The 14,113-nt window shown below is 68.6% G+C and carries 16 protein-coding genes; 6 read left to right on the forward strand and 10 right to left on the reverse strand.

The window, feature by feature from the left end:
- Nucleotides 1-18: 18 nt before the first annotated feature.
- The 6 genes from SOM10_RS06130 to hemE form a co-directional block, all read right to left on the reverse strand.
- Nucleotides 19-300, reverse strand: a complete 282-nt coding sequence (locus tag SOM10_RS06130; RefSeq protein ID WP_072592006.1) for a hypothetical protein — start codon at nucleotides 298-300, stop codon at nucleotides 19-21.
- A complete protein-coding gene (locus SOM10_RS06135; protein WP_053097996.1) occupies nucleotides 287-694 on the reverse strand; it encodes a phage holin family protein in 408 nt (135 codons plus the stop codon). The genes SOM10_RS06130 and SOM10_RS06135 overlap by 14 nt, the downstream gene beginning before the upstream one ends.
- 1 nt (nucleotide 695) lies before the next feature.
- Nucleotides 696-1,118, reverse strand: coding sequence for a hypothetical protein (locus SOM10_RS06140; RefSeq protein ID WP_072592007.1), 423 nt, complete (start codon nucleotides 1,116-1,118; stop codon nucleotides 696-698).
- Between the two features lie 153 nt (nucleotides 1,119-1,271).
- Complete coding sequence (locus SOM10_RS06145) at nucleotides 1,272-2,834, reverse strand: protoporphyrinogen/coproporphyrinogen oxidase (protein ID WP_320488977.1); 1,563 nt, start codon at nucleotides 2,832-2,834, stop codon at nucleotides 1,272-1,274.
- 58 nt (nucleotides 2,835-2,892) lie between these two features.
- On the reverse strand, nucleotides 2,893-3,231 hold the full coding sequence (locus SOM10_RS06150; protein WP_053097999.1) for a metalloregulator ArsR/SmtB family transcription factor: 339 nt from the start codon (nucleotides 3,229-3,231) through the stop codon (nucleotides 2,893-2,895).
- Nucleotides 3,232-3,299: 68 nt separating this feature from the next.
- Nucleotides 3,300-4,322: a uroporphyrinogen decarboxylase gene (gene hemE, locus SOM10_RS06155; protein ID WP_053098000.1), complete on the reverse strand. Its 1,023-nt coding sequence runs from the start codon at nucleotides 4,320-4,322 to the stop codon at nucleotides 3,300-3,302.
- Nucleotides 4,323-4,383: 61 nt separating this feature from the next.
- Here hemE and SOM10_RS06160 point away from each other — a divergent pair, with 61 nt between their 5' ends.
- The 4 genes from SOM10_RS06160 to SOM10_RS06175 all read left to right on the forward strand — a co-directional run bounded on the left by SOM10_RS06160 (nucleotide 4,384) and on the right by SOM10_RS06175 (nucleotide 7,245).
- On the forward strand, nucleotides 4,384-5,691 hold the full coding sequence (locus tag SOM10_RS06160; RefSeq protein ID WP_230101054.1) for a glutamyl-tRNA reductase: 1,308 nt from the start codon (nucleotides 4,384-4,386) through the stop codon (nucleotides 5,689-5,691).
- Between the two features lie 144 nt (nucleotides 5,692-5,835).
- Entirely contained in the window at nucleotides 5,836-6,213 is a 378-nt protein-coding gene (locus SOM10_RS06165) for a hypothetical protein (protein WP_320488981.1), read from the forward strand.
- A 37-nt stretch (nucleotides 6,214-6,250) separates the two neighbouring features.
- On the forward strand, nucleotides 6,251-6,823 hold the full coding sequence (locus SOM10_RS06170) for an HhH-GPD-type base excision DNA repair protein (protein ID WP_320488983.1): 573 nt from the start codon (nucleotides 6,251-6,253) through the stop codon (nucleotides 6,821-6,823).
- Nucleotides 6,820-7,245 (forward strand): DUF1801 domain-containing protein, encoded by a 426-nt coding sequence (locus SOM10_RS06175; RefSeq protein ID WP_320488984.1) that lies wholly within the window; start codon nucleotides 6,820-6,822, stop codon nucleotides 7,243-7,245. Before SOM10_RS06170 ends, SOM10_RS06175 begins: the two co-directional genes overlap by 4 nt.
- A gap of 57 nt (nucleotides 7,246-7,302) precedes the next feature.
- Here SOM10_RS06175 and SOM10_RS06180 read toward each other — a convergent pair whose 3' ends face one another.
- The gene (locus SOM10_RS06180) at nucleotides 7,303-8,688 is read right to left on the reverse strand and encodes a glycine--tRNA ligase (protein ID WP_053098005.1); all 1,386 of its coding nucleotides are present in this window, start codon (nucleotides 8,686-8,688) and stop codon (nucleotides 7,303-7,305) included.
- A gap of 105 nt (nucleotides 8,689-8,793) precedes the next feature.
- The gene (locus SOM10_RS06185; protein WP_053098006.1) at nucleotides 8,794-9,483 is read right to left on the reverse strand and encodes a GNAT family N-acetyltransferase; all 690 of its coding nucleotides are present in this window, start codon (nucleotides 9,481-9,483) and stop codon (nucleotides 8,794-8,796) included.
- A 91-nt stretch (nucleotides 9,484-9,574) separates the two neighbouring features.
- Between SOM10_RS06185 and SOM10_RS06190 the strand changes: the two genes are divergently transcribed.
- Nucleotides 9,575-11,038 (forward strand): peptide MFS transporter, encoded by a 1,464-nt coding sequence (locus SOM10_RS06190; protein ID WP_187250630.1) that lies wholly within the window; start codon nucleotides 9,575-9,577, stop codon nucleotides 11,036-11,038.
- A gap of 53 nt (nucleotides 11,039-11,091) precedes the next feature.
- Complete coding sequence (locus SOM10_RS06195; protein ID WP_320488985.1) at nucleotides 11,092-12,534, forward strand: MFS transporter; 1,443 nt, start codon at nucleotides 11,092-11,094, stop codon at nucleotides 12,532-12,534.
- 51 nt (nucleotides 12,535-12,585) lie between these two features.
- Here SOM10_RS06195 and SOM10_RS06200 read toward each other — a convergent pair whose 3' ends face one another.
- Nucleotides 12,586-12,981, reverse strand: a complete 396-nt coding sequence (locus SOM10_RS06200) for a hypothetical protein (RefSeq protein WP_320488986.1) — start codon at nucleotides 12,979-12,981, stop codon at nucleotides 12,586-12,588.
- Between the two features lie 47 nt (nucleotides 12,982-13,028).
- On the reverse strand, nucleotides 13,029-13,952 hold the full coding sequence (locus SOM10_RS06205) for a serine hydrolase (RefSeq protein WP_320488987.1): 924 nt from the start codon (nucleotides 13,950-13,952) through the stop codon (nucleotides 13,029-13,031).
- Between the last annotated feature and the right edge of the window lie 161 nt (nucleotides 13,953-14,113).

Here is a 14,113-nt window from a genome sequence, read left to right on the forward strand (position 1 = left end):
GAGGAATTCGGCCTGCGGTCAGCGTGAGAGCGCGCGGGCGATCGCCCAGACGGCACCGCCGACGATCACCGCGACGCCCACGGCTCCCGCGATCGCGGCAGCCGGGTTGCGGTCGGCGAAGACCCGCGCCTTCGCCGCGGCGCGCTTGGAGGCCGTGTCGATGCGCCGGGGGAAGTTGCCCTTGACCTCGATCGCCGCGAGAGCGGCCTTCAGCTCCGCCCGAGCCGACTGGACCGGGTCGACGATGCCCGCCGGAACCGCCGTCTTGGGCAGAGGCCTCGTGATCTCAGAGTTCGTCATTGCCGGCTTCCTTCACGAGTCTGATGTCTTCGCCCACCGCTTGCGCGGGGTTCTTACGAGCGAGCACCTTGCGGAACTTCAGGATGCCGAGCAGCGCGAACAGCAGCACGGCGAGGATCAGGATGCCGAGCACCGCCAGGGCGGACAGCCAGACCGGCCACCACGACGACAGCCCGGCGATCGCGAACACCAGGATCACCGGCACGGCCCAGAACAGGAAGAAGAGAGCGACGAGGAACCAGACGGAGCCGATTCCTGCGTCCTTCGCCGTCTTCGAGATCCAGGTCTTGGCCGCGTTGATCTCGGCTTTGACGAGGCTGCTGATGAGCTCGGGAAGATCGCCGATCAGGGACAGCAGGCTGTCCTCGGCGCGATCGCGGTATCCGCGGGGCATGTCAGCTGCCAGACTTCGCGGCGGTGGAGCCGGGCGTTGCCGGCTTCTTGGCCGCGGGCTTCTTCGCGTCGTCCTTCTTCGCGGCGTCCTTGACCTCTTCGACGGCGTCCTCGGTGGCGTCGACGATGTCGTCAGCGGCCTTGCGCCCCGCAGCCACGGCGGAGTCGAGTCGCTGCCCAGCGGTCTTGTCGCCACCGCCGGCCGACTTGACGACCTTCTGCACGCCGGTCCAGATCGCACCGGGCACTGCCGCCGCCTTGTCGCCGACGTAGCCCTTGACCTTGTCGACCTGCTCCTGCACCGGGTCGAGGTTCCAGACCTTCAGCCACTGCGTCTTGATCTGCTCGTACCTCTCGCGGCCCGCGCGGGTTCCGAGCACGTATCCCACGCCGATTCCTACGACGAGTCCGATCTTCCCCTTCATGGGGTCTCCTCACGTTGTTCCGGTGTGAACGCCTGGGGCGAACCGACGACTCGGAGCCGCCTGCAGGTGTCCAGCGTAGCCCCGTATGCCGATTTCGGCATCTGTCACGCAGAGGGTTGACAGCGGAGCGACTTTCGGGTTCGTGCGACGGCGTCAGTCCCAGAGCAGCGCCCGACGAAGCCGGTCCGCCTCTTCGCGCGCGTCGGGGATCACCTGGGCGAGACCCGTGCCGGCCAGCCACGCGCCGACGGCGGCGAGCCCGTGCACGCCCTGCACAGCCGACCTCGCGGCCTCTCGGCGCGCACCGGAGCCGATGATCGATGCAGGCTGCGACTGCACGTACCTCGCGCGGTGAGACGCCACGAGGTCGCCCGCCGCGAGCGGCACGCCGAGGAGAGCCGATGCTTCGCTCAGCGCCAGTCGAGCCGCGGCGTCGTCGTCGAGCGCGGTGGTGGCGGCGGGTTCGCCCTGGGCTCCGAACGAGACCCGCACGACGTGCCGGGGGCCGGCCGCGGCGCGCACCCAGTCCCACTTCGCACTGGAGTGGGTGAGCGCCTTCGCTGTGTGACTGCCGGGGACGGTCAGCACGCCGGTGCCCCGTGGAGCACCCGCCAGTGCCGACGGCTCCAGCAGCAGTGTGACGATCTCGATCTCCGGAGCATCCGCCGGCGCGGTCTCCGCCAGTGCGGGCACGCTCTTCTCGAGAAGTCGCCTCGCGGCGGCCTCGGAGGTCGCGACCACCACGCCATCTGCGGCGAACTCGATCTCCTCCGCGTGAGCGTCGCCGAGAACGGCGTCTGCCACGGGAGCGACGTCGGCGTGAGCCTTCACCATCCACGCCTCGGCGGTGCGCGTCAGCTGCGTCACCCGCGCGCCGGTGTGCACGACGCCACCGAGCTTCTCGATATCCACGACCAGCGCCTCGATCAGCACCGTCATACCGCCGTCGAGCCCTTCCACGGCCGCGCCGGGCGCGAGCGCGGCACGGCCGCGACTCGCGGCTCCGCGCGCCTTCGCAGCTCTGTCCGCGCTCTCCTGCCGCATCGTCTGCACCGCCCCCGAGAGCGATCCGACGCGGGTGAGGGCTGCGTTGAGTCCGGGGGCCGCGATGTCGACGTCGACGTCGTCAGGCGAGGCTGAGTACACACCGGTCGTGACCGGGGCGACGAGACGATCGCGCACCCTGGCCCCCATGCGCGACGACACCAGTCTGCCGAGGCTCTGACTGTGGCCGATCGTCAGCGGCGGGCGAACGCGATCCAGGTACGCACGCCAAGCGCCCGACCACCCGATGATGCGGCGGACGTCCTCCTGGAACGGATTGCCGGGGATTCCGAGGATCCCGCCGACGGGCAGCGGTGCCGCGCCGATGCCGGGGATGCCAGCGAGCCAGGCGCCCCCTGCCGCGGGCGCGACGATGCGGTCGGCGAGGCCGAGCTCCTCGATCAGAGCGCGCACACGGCCGCCCCTCGTCGCGTAGCTCTCCGCGCCGGCATCCACCACCACGCCGTCGAGCTCAGCGCGACGGATGGCGCCGCCGACGGCATCCGTCGCCTCGAGCAGGGTGACGCGCATGCCGACCTTGACGCACTCCCGGGCAGCGATCAGGCCGCCGATGCCCCCGCCGATGACGACGATGTGCCTCTCCGCCGCCCTCGCGGCGAGGTCGGCCGGTTCGGCGCGGGGCGTCTCACTGTTCGCTGGCTTCGACGTCATGCGTCAATCCTTCCATCCGCCGGGGAAACGGCGTCCAGCATTCGGCCGGACAAACCCGTCACGCCTCGGTCTGCACCGCGGATTCCCGCCCGGTGCCGCGCTTGCGCACCTCACGGAGCACGATCTGCTCGGGGCACACGGTCGACAGGAAGTCACCAACGGAGAGGGCCAGCCGCTCGCCGACGAGGGAGTACAGGATGCGGTTGGCATCACGACGCTCGCTCACGAGACCCGCCTGACGGAGAACGCCGAGGTGCCGCGAGATCGTCGGCCCGCTCGACGAGAACCGCGAGGCTATCTCACCCGCTGCGAGCTCGCCCTCTTTCAGATCCTGCAGGATCTGGCGCCTCGTCGGGTGCGCCAGAGCCGCGAAGACGTCCGACGCACTATCTGTCATGGGTGCAATCTAGCACTGACGCTATATTGCATCCTCATGAAGCTCGGCCGCGAAGCGCTCTGAGACTTTCAGATCGAGTGGACGAGCTCGACGATACGGGTGAGCTGATCGGGGTCCGCCTCGGGCGGCACGCCGTGCCCGAGGTTGACGATGTGTCCCCTGGCGGCACGCCCGCGCTCGACGACGTCGCGCACATGCGCCTCGAGCACCGGCCACGGAGCGGACAGCAGTGCCGGATCGATGTTGCCCTGCACCGAGACGTCGGGGCCGAGGATCGCGGCGGCCTCGTCGAGCGGCATCCGCCAGTCGACACCGACGCCGTCGGCGATGCCGTCCAGGCGCATGTCGGCGAGGAAGGGCCCAGTGCCCACGCCGAAGTGGATGCTCGGCACGCCGATGGCATCGAGGGCGACACGCGAATGCGGTGCCACGTACGCGCGATAGTCGGCGGTGCTCAGCGACCCGGCCCAGGAGTCGAACAACTGCACGACGGATGCTCCGGCATCCCGCTGGATCTCGAGGAACCGGCGTGAGACCTGCGCGAGCCAGCCCGCGAGGCGGTTCCACGACTCCGGATCGGCGTGCATCATGGCCCGCGCCCGCAGGTGCTCCTTCGACGGGCCGCCTTCGACGAGGTACGCGGCGAGAGTGAAGGGAGCACCCGCGAATCCGATCAGGGGGGTGTCGCCGAGCTCGGCCGTGACGATGCCGACGGCCTCGGCGATCGCGGTGCCGTCGAGCGACAGCGGGTCGATCGCTGTGATGCGATCGACATCGGCGGCAGACCGCACGGGGTCGGCGAACACGGGGCCGCGTCCGGGCTCGATCTCGACGTCCACCCCGGCGAGACGCAGCGGGATGACGATGTCACTGAAGAACACGGCGGCGTCCACGCCGTGACGACGCACGGGCTGCAGCGTGATCTCGGCCGCGAGATCGGGAGTCAGGCAGGCGTCCAGCATGCGCGTGCCGACGCGCAGCTCGCGGTACTCGGGCAGCGACCTGCCGGCCTGGCGCATGAACCACACGGGAGCATGTTCGGGGCGGGGGCCGGTGAGGGCGCGCAGCAGCGGAGCGTCGGAGAGGACCATGCGACCATCCTCCCATCCGCCGCCGGGCCGACCTGCATGAAGCCTCAGGTAGAATCGTCATGTGCTGCTGGTTGTCACGGCGAGTCACAAGACCGCCTCCTTCGAATTGCTCGAACGCCTGAGCCGCACCCCCGATGACGTCGCCTCCACGGTCGTGGACATGGCGTCCTGCGTGCAGGGTGCGGTCGTTCTTGCTACCTGCAACCGCTTCGAGGCCTACGTCGAGATGGACGAGCCCGTCACGGCAGCGGGTGCGATCGGTGTCGAGGCGGTGCTCGAGGCTGTCGAAGCATCGACCGGCATCCGCGCGTCCGAACTCGACGGCGCCTACGAGGTGCACTCCGGTCGTCGAGTGGCGGAGCACCTCTTCTCCGTCGCATCGGGACTCGAATCCGTCGTCTCCGGCGAAGGCGAGATCGCCGGTCAGGTGCGTCGCGCCCTCAAGTCCGCGCGCAAGGAGGGCACCACCTCGCCCGAGCTCGAGCGGCTTTTCCAGCGCGCGAGCCAGGCGCAGCGCAAGGTCAAGAACGTCACAGCCCTCGGCCGGGCCGGCCGCTCGCTCGTGCGCCTCGCCCTCGAACTCGCTGACAGCCGCATCGCCGACTGGTCGACGGAGCGCGTGCTGCTCGTCGGCACCGGTGCCTACGCAGCCGTCACCCTCGCGACACTGCGCGAACGGGGAGCCGTCAACATCTCGGTGTACTCACCCTCGGGCCGAGCCGAGAAGTTCGCCGCAAAGCACGGCATCCGCCCGGTCGCCGCAGAGGACTACGCGCGCGTTGCCTCGCGCTCGAGCCTGCTGATCACCTGCACGACGGCGACCGCTCCTGTGCTGACACCTGAGCACCTGCAGGCGCCGACCGGCATCGCACCCGAGGGATGCCCCGTCGCGTCGCACAGCCAGATGGTCGTCGACCTGGGCATGCCGCGCAACGTCGACCCCGCCGTCGCAGCGCTCGAAGGCGTCGCGCTGCTCGACCTCGAGACCATCAGCCTGCACGCACCGCTCGAAGAGCTGCAGGCGACGGATGCCGCACGCACCGTGGTGCGCGAAGCAGCTGACACGTTCCACGTCGTCGGCAGCCGACAGAGCGTCACGCCGTCGGTCGTCGCCCTGCGGTCGCATATGTTCGCGCTGCTCGAGGCCGAGATCGGCCGCGCTCGCGCACGCGGCGATGACGACGGCAGGGTCGAGCAGGCGCTTCGCCACCTGACCGGCGTGCTGCTGCACGTGCCGACCACCCGCGCCCACGAGCTGGCCGCCGCCGGCCGCGCGGACGATTTCGCAACTGCGCTCTCGACGCTGTACGGCATCGAGCCGGTCGAGTCCGCGCTGTCGTCCGATACCGACGGCGCCGCGACCGCCTGAGCCGCGCTTCTTCTGCACAGGAGCCCTCTGCGGTGGTCTTTCCACAGCACTCGGGAGAAGCACGGCGTTCGCCCCGGCGGCCACTTCGATGCTTCATATCGTCGAACCCATGACAGCGTCGATCACGCGGCGCAGACTGGGGGAATGCTCGTGGATCCGAACCTGATCGGCATCATCGTCGCCCTCTTCGGCGTCACCGCCACCGTGCTCGGCGGCGTCTCTCGGATGCTTGCAAAGCAGGCCAAAGGGCTCGAAGTCCGGTTCGACAGGATCGACGAGCGATTCGACAGGGTCGATGAACGGTTCGCGAGGGTCGAAGGCGACATCGCGGAGCTCCGCACCGAACTCAAGACCGAGATCGCCGAACTCCGCACCGAGCTCAAGGGCGACATCGCCGAGCTCCGGTCGGAACTCAAGCAGGACATCTACGACGTCAAGACAGAGCTCAAGGCCGATATCGCGGATGTCCGAATCTCGGTCGCGCGTCTCGAGGGCCCCCTTCCCAAGCTCCAGCGCATCTGACTCCGGCATCGGAGCGAGTCGGTGCCAGACTGGATGCATGGCCCTTCACATCACCGGAGACACCGCCGCAGACGCGCTGCTCACCGACAATCCGCTGGCCCTGCTGGTCGGGATGCTGCTCGATCAGCAGGTTCCGATGGAGACGGCCTTCGCTGGTCCTCTGAAGATCGAGCAGCGCACAGGCGCGTCCGACGCCACCACGATCGCGGCCATGGACCCGGACGAGTTCCTCGAGGCGTTCAAGACGACGCCCGCCGTGCACCGGTTCCCGGGTTCGATGGCGGCACGCGTGCAGACCCTGTGCCAGGAGATCGTCGATCAGTGGGACGGAGACGCCTCGGCGATCTGGACCGACGGTGATCCGTCGGGCACCGAGGTCCTGAAGCGACTCAAGGCCCTTCCCGGCTTCGGCGAACAGAAGGCGAAGATCTTCCTTGCTCTGCTCGGCAAGCAGTACGGCTTCACCGGCCCGGGATGGCGGGAGGCCGCCGGCGACTACGGCACCGAGGGTTCGTACCGCAGCGTCGCCGACATCGTCTCGCCCGAATCGCTCACCAGAGTACGAGAGCACAAGAAGGCCATGAAAGCTGCGGCGAAGGCGAACGCATGAAGCCCACGGGCGATGACGTCGCAGGTCTCATCGCCCGCTCCACTCCGGCGGTCCGCCGCCGGGATGCCGAGACGCTGACCGCGATCATGCAGGAGATCACGGGCCGCGACCCTCAGACCTGGGGCACGATCGTCGGATTCGGAAGCTGCCACTACCGGTACCCGACCGGCACCGAGGGCGACAGCGGCCTGCTCGGCTTCGCCCCGCGCAAAGCGGCGACCACCATCTATCTGTTCGACGGCGTCGATGCGCACTCGGGCGCGCTCGAGAACCTCGGCCCGCACAGCACCGGCGTCGGATGCCTCTACATCAAGGACCTGGAACAGATCGACCTCGACGTGCTCCGCGGCATCCTCGAGCGCTCGCTCGCCTGGGTAGAGGCGGGCGGCACCGATCAGGTGCAGCTGACCGTCACCGGCTGACGCGAGAGGCCCGCCGTCCTCTCGGACAGCGGGCCTCTCGTTCTGGTGGTCCGCGCGTCAGGCGCCCTTGAGACGCTCGGCCAGGTACTCGTGCAGATCGTCGATCGAGACGCGCTCCTGCGCCATCGTGTCGCGGTCGCGCACGGTGACCGCACGGTCGTCGAGCGAGTCGAAGTCGATCGTGACGCAGAACGGTGTGCCGATCTCGTCCTGACGGCGGTAGCGACGGCCGATCGCGCCCGCGTCGTCGAAGTCGACGGCCCACGAGCTGCGCAGCGTGTCAGCGACCTCGCGCGCCAGCGGCGACAGGCGCTCGTTGCGGCTCAGCGGCAATACGGCGGCTTTGACAGGGGCGAGACGCGGGTCGAGCTTGAGCACGGTGCGCACATCGGTGCCGCCCTTGGCGTTCGGCACCTCTTCTTCGCGATACGCGTCCACGAGGAACGCCATCATGGCGCGAGTGAGGCCGAACGAGGGCTCGATCACGTAGGGCGTGTAACGGTCGCCGGTGGCCTGGTCGAAGTAGGTCAGGCTCTGGCCCGAGGCTTCGCTGTGGCTCGACAGGTCGTAGTCGGTGCGGTTCGCGACGCCCATGAGCTCACCCCACTCCTTGCCCGTGAAACCGAAGCGGTACTCGACGTCGATGGTGCCGGCCGAATAGTGCGCGCGGTCATCTTCGGGAACGTCGAACTGGCGCATGTTCTCGGGGTCGATGCCCAGATCGATGAACCAGTTCCAGCACGCCTCGACCCAGTGGTCGAACCACTCCTGAGCCTCTGCGGGCGGCGTGAAGAACTCGATCTCCATCTGCTCGAACTCACGGGTGCGGAAGATGAAGTTTCCGGGCGTGATCTCGTTGCGGAACGCCTTGCCGACCTGGCCGATGCCGAACGGCGGCTTCTTGCGGCTGGCGGTGAGCACGTTCGAGAAGTTCACGAAGATGCCCTGAGCCGTCTCGGGGCGCAGGAAGTGCAGCCCGGACTCGTCGTCGACGACTCCCAGGTAGGTCTTGACGAGACCCGAGAACGACTTGGGCTCGGTGTACTGTCCCTTCGTGCCGCAGTTCGGGCACGGCACATCGGCGAGGCCGTTCTCCGCCTTGCGGCCCTTGCGCGCCTCGAAGTCCTCGATCAGGTTGTCGGCACGGAAGCGCTTGTGGCAGCTGAGGCACTCGACCAGCGGATCGGTGAAGGTCGCGACGTGACCGGACGCCTCCCACACGCGCTTGGGCAGGATGATGCTCGAGTCGAGGCCGACCATATCGCCGCGGCCGCGCACGAACGTCTGCCACCACTGGCGGCGGATGTTCTCCTTGAGCTCGGTGCCGAGGGGCCCGTAATCCCACGCGGACCGCGAACCGCCGTAGATCTCACCCGCCTGGAAGACGAACCCGCGGTGGCGGGCAAGGGCGATGACCTTGTCTAGACGGGACTGTTCGGCCACGGTGGCTCCAATGGTCGGCGGTGGGAAAGCCCGTGATCACGGGCACCTCAATCTTATCCGCGACCGCTTCGCGTCAGGACCCCGGCGAGGCCAGGTGTGCGGCGCTCAGGCCGTGAAGAGGTAGCCCTTCTCGACATCGAACCCCGAGAGAGCGAGGCCGCTGCCCAGCAGCCCCTCCATCTGCGCGCGCAGCCGCGTACGCCACTCGTGCGCCGCCTCCGGATCCTCGATGCGCATGGTCTCGATGTCCGAGGGGATCTCCAGCGTCTCGACGATCGCGTCGGATGCCGGTGGCTTCGCGATGTCGGCGAGAGCCCACTCGACGTCGAGTCGGTCACTCTCGTCCCCGGCATCCCCGCCGCCGAAGATGCCGTAGCGGTTGACCGAGTATCCGGTGACACGTGCGCCGAGAACGGTGAGGAAGAAGTGCGCGTTGCGGGCGACGAGCGGATCGAACGTCCAGGTGATGCGGCCGACATCGCGCGAGAACGCCCACTGGCGCTGGTGCTCCTTGAGCTCGCGCCCCCACCCGCGTCCGCGGTAGTCGGGCAGCAGTGCCGTGATGTGCGAGTGCATCGCCCGGCGTCCGGGTGCGCCGAAGAACGCGATCGACGCGCCCACCATCCGCTCTTCGCCGCTCTCGGCGTCGAAGAGGCCGACGACGTAGTTGCCGGATTGCTGCAGGGCGCGCAGCGTGCCGGCGTCGATCACGCGCTCGGGGCCCCGGATGGAGTCGAGCAGGCCCTGCGCGTCGATGATGAGTTCAACGGTGTCCAGATCACGGATGGTTCGCACGCCCCCAGTCTGCCCCTCCGGTCGCCGTTTTCGGAATCGAGCGACGCGAACGGTCTGGGAACCATGCCGCGAGCGGGCGTACCGTGGAGGGATGTCAACCAGCGATACGACCGCCGAGAAGTCCGACACCAGGTTCTTCGGGCAGCCCTGGGCGCTCGTCCACATCTTCGGAGTCGAGATGTGGGAGCGCTTCAGCTTCTACGGCATGCAGGGAATCCTGCTGATCTACCTGTACTTCTCGGTCACCGAGGGTGGCCTCGGACTCTCGCAGGCCGTCGCGGGCGGCATCGTCGGCGCCTATGGCGGGTCGGTCTACCTCTCGACCATCCTCGGCGCGTGGATCGCCGACCGGATGCTGGGGTCGGAGCGAGTGCTGTTCATCAGTGCGATCGTGATCGTCGGCGGGCACGTCGCCCTGGCCCTGCTTCCCGGGTTCATCGGAGTCGGCGTCGGGCTCGTGCTCGTCGCCCTCGGATCCGGTGGCCTCAAGGCGAACGCCACGTCGGTCGTCGGAACCCTCTACAGCGCCGATGACACCCGCCGGGATGCCGGATTCTCGCTGTTCTACCTCGGCATCAACCTCGGGGCCTTCCTGGGCCCGATCCTCACCGGCATCCTGCAGTCGTCGCTCGGATTCCACTATGGCTTCGGCCTCGCCGCGATCGGGATGACGCTGGGGTTGGTGCAGTACTCCTTCGGCCGCAAGGCGCTGCCGGACGAGGCGCGCCGCGTGCCGAACCCGCTCCCCCGGTCGCGCTATCCGCTGGTCGCGATCGTCGCGGTCGCAGCCGTCGCGCTCATCGCGGTGCTGGTGCTCATCGGCGTGATCCAGGCCGACAACCTGGCGGACATCGTCATCATCGGAACCATCATCGCGACGGTCGCGTACTTCGCCGTCATCCTCAGCAGTCGGCGGATCGACGGCACCGAGCGCTCCCGCGTGTGGGGATTCCTGCCGCTCTTCATCACGAGCGTCGCGTTCTGGTCGCTGTACCAGCAGCAGTTCACCGTGCTCACGGTCTATTCCGACGAGCGCCTCGACCGCAACATCTTCGGATTCGAGATGCCCGTCTCGTGGGTCCAGTCGATCAACCCCGTGTTCATCATCATCCTCTCCGGCGTCTTCGCGGCGATCTGGACGCGCCTCGGCCCGCGCCAGCCCTCCACCCCGGTGAAGTTCGCACTGGGAGCGATCATCATGGGTGCGGCGTTCCTGCTGTTCCTGCCGTTCGCAGGCGGCGGCGCCAACTCCACGCCCCTGCTCGCGATCGTCGGCATCCTCTTCGTGTTCACCGTGGCCGAGCTGCTCATCTCTCCCGTGGGGCTGTCGGTCACGACGAAGCTCGCGCCGAAGGTGTTCCACACCCAGATGGTGGCGCTGTTCTTCCTGTCGATCGCACTCGGCACCGCGATCTCGGGCTGGCTCGTGCAGTTCTACGACCCGAAGAACGAGGTGCCGTACTTCTCGATCCTCGGCGCGATAGCGATCGTGGTCGGCCTCGGTCTGCTGTTCGCCGTCAAGCCGGTACTGCGACTGATGAAGGGCGTGAGCTGACGATCGCATCGGTCTCGCGCCTCCGGTGTCGCAGACGCCGATAGCCTGAAGCGATGGGAGAGAACGAAGATCGCGCGCGCAGAAGACTCTCCCGAACACCACCCAAGTGGGCCATCGTCGCCGTCCTGGCCTTCGCGGGCCTCTGCTCGTCGTTCATGTTCACGCTCGTCGTGCCCCTGCAGGCCGAGCTGCCGCGCCTGCTGAACGCGTCTCGCGAGGACACCACCTGGGTCGTCACGATCACGCTGCTCGTCGCCGCCGTCGCCACTCCGATCTCGGGCCGGCTCGGCGACATGTACGGCAAGCGCCGAGTGGTGATCGTGCTGCTCGGGCTGCTCATTCTCGGCTCCCTGATCGCCGCACTGTCGGGCTCGATCATCGGAGTCATCATCGGTCGAGCGCTCCAAGGCGCGGTGACGGGTGTGGTGCCGCTCGGCATCGCGATCATGCGCGACGTGCTGCCTCCCGAACGCCTGGGCACGGCCGTCGCCCTGATGAGCGCGACCATGGGCGTCGGAGGCGCGATCGGGATGCCGGTCGCCGCGCTGCTGGCCGTGAACGCGGACTGGCACTGGCTGTTCTGGCTCGCCGCGGCTCTCGGCGTCGTGGGTCTCGCACTGGTGCTGCTCGTGATCCCCGAGGATGTGCTGCGGTTCCCCGGACGCCTCGATGTGCTCGGCGCCATCGGACTCGCGATCGGACTCACCGGCATCCTGCTGTTCGTGTCCCGCGGTGCCGAGTGGGGCTGGACGGCACCGCTGACCCTCGCCTGCATCATCGGCGGCGTGGGCGTACTGCTCGTCTGGGGCTGGTACCAGCTGCGGACGAACGATCCGCTCCTCGATCTGCGGGTCGCCGCGCGCCCCGCCGTGCTCTTCACCAACATCGCCGCGATCGGGATGGGCTTCGCGCTGTTCGCGTCGAACGTGACGTTCCCGCAGCTGCTCGAGGGCCCTGCCGCGTCGGGTGCGGGCTTCGGGCTCGACATGGTCTCGGCGTCGCTGATCATCATGCCCGCCGGCCTCGTGATGATGGTGATCTCACCCTTGTCGGGATGGCTCGAGCGCACCGTCGGACCTCGTCCGCTGTTCACCGTCGGCGCGGGAGCCATCGTGCTCGCCTACGTCTTCGTGCTCCTGTGGTCGAGCGAGGTGTGGCACATCCTGGTGGGCAACCTGCTGATCGGCGTCGGCATCGGCTTCACGTTCGCCGCCATGCCGATGATCATCATGCGGTCGGTGCCCGCGAACGAGACCGGCGCCTCGAACGGACTCAACGCCCTCTTCCGCTCGGTCGGCACGTCGAGCGCGTCTGCCGTGATGGGCGGCGTGCTGGCCGCGATGAGCATCGACGTCGGCGGGGTATCCGTGCCGACGAGGGCGGCGTTCGACGTGTGCTTCTGGCTCGCGATCGCCGCCGGAATCGTCGCTCTCGTCCTGTCGCTGTTCATCCCCCGCCAGCGCTCGTCCGAGCAGCACCCCTCGCTGCCGGGCTGACCGCGCACGCACACCGCGCACGCCGGCCCCCGCAGTCCACGAACGGTCGGGTCAGAACGCCCGCGGATCGGGATCCGTCGGCGATGACGTCCGCAGCCGATCAGGGGCGGGCCAGGAGAGCACGTACTGCTGCGTGGCGGGACGAGTGATGTCGCCGAAGTCGTCGACCTTCACCACGATGCGCCCCGATCTCCCCTCGCCATCGGGCGTGACCTCGACGATGCGCACGCGCAGGGGGCGCTCGGCCTCGCCCTCGAGCATCCACGGGTCGGCGAGCCACGCGATCCCGTGGTCCTCCAGGGCCGCCTCGGCGTCGAGCCACTCCGTCGGCCCGGACACCGCGCGCCCGAGCACATCGATCGCGACCCAGGCCTCGCCTTCCGGATGGATCCAACCGAGCAGTTCTCCGTCATCACGACGATGCGGGGTCCAGTCTGTACGGGGCATTGCTCGATGCTAACCGCGGCCGACGTCGCGTCGGGCGTGGAATGCGATCAGTGGGTGTACTCCATGAGCTCGACCCCGAGGACGCGGAAGGCGTCGTGCGCGCGGAGTCGGTGCGTGATCGACAGATCGTCGAAGCAGACGATCAGGGAGTAGGCCACACCCGCGCGCGGCCCGGCGAGCACTCCCGCTTCGGCACGCACGCCGCGGTCGCGGCCGGTCTTGTTGATGAACAGCAGGCCGTGCGCGTCGTGGTCGTGTGCGAACGGGTCGAGGCCGGTCGCGGATGCCACCAGGCTCAGATCCTGATTGAGGCTCAGCCACTCGGACACCTGAGCGCTCACCGACGCCCCCACCGCCTGGGAATTCACGAGTGCCGAGAAGAGACCCGCGAACTCGCGTGCAGAGCCCACGGCGACGTGCGGAGCATCATCGGGGCCGCGCTCGTCACGGAATCGGTCGAGAACCGCGGTGCGGCGCAGTCCGAGAGCCTCGATGCGCTCGCGCACCCGGTCGTGACCGACCCGCTGCAGCAGAGCGTTGACCGCGATGGGGTCGCCGGCCGTGGCCGCGAGCACGGCGAGGTCTTCGAGCGGCAGGGCGGGCGCGTGCAGGTGGCGCCAGAGCCCCGACGTCGACACCGGATCGACGGCGGTGCGCTCGACGATCTCGAGCGGATCGAGCGTGCCCTCCTCGAACGCGGCCGCCACCTCGATCAGCAGGGGCACGACACCGAGTCCGGCGACCGGCATGGTCACATGGTCGTCGCCCGCGAGGACGTGCGTGTGGTTGTCGAGATCGACGACATGCACCGATACCTGGGCCCCGGCATCCGCCAGCTGTTCGAGCGCCCGCAAGGTCGAGGTGAACGACCTGCGCCCTGCGGCAGCACGGCGCGGCAAGCGTCGGCTGGTCCGCTGAGAGCGGCGCAGCGAGGCCAGCGGCGGGCCGTCGGCAGGCTCGGAAGCACCCACGCGTGATCCTTAACAGGGGGGTTGGATTGGCGGGATGCTGCGGTGTCCATCCGCCGCAGCACGGATATCGTAACCCCGCCAGGTGAGGATGCCCTACATACTCCGGTATACGGTCATCAGAACGTCATCCGGCAGACAGCAGGGCACCCCGACCCGGCGCG

Source organism: Microbacterium sp. CFBP9023 (assembly GCF_034045055.1).
Classification (GTDB): Bacteria; Actinomycetota; Actinomycetes; order Actinomycetales; family Microbacteriaceae; genus Microbacterium.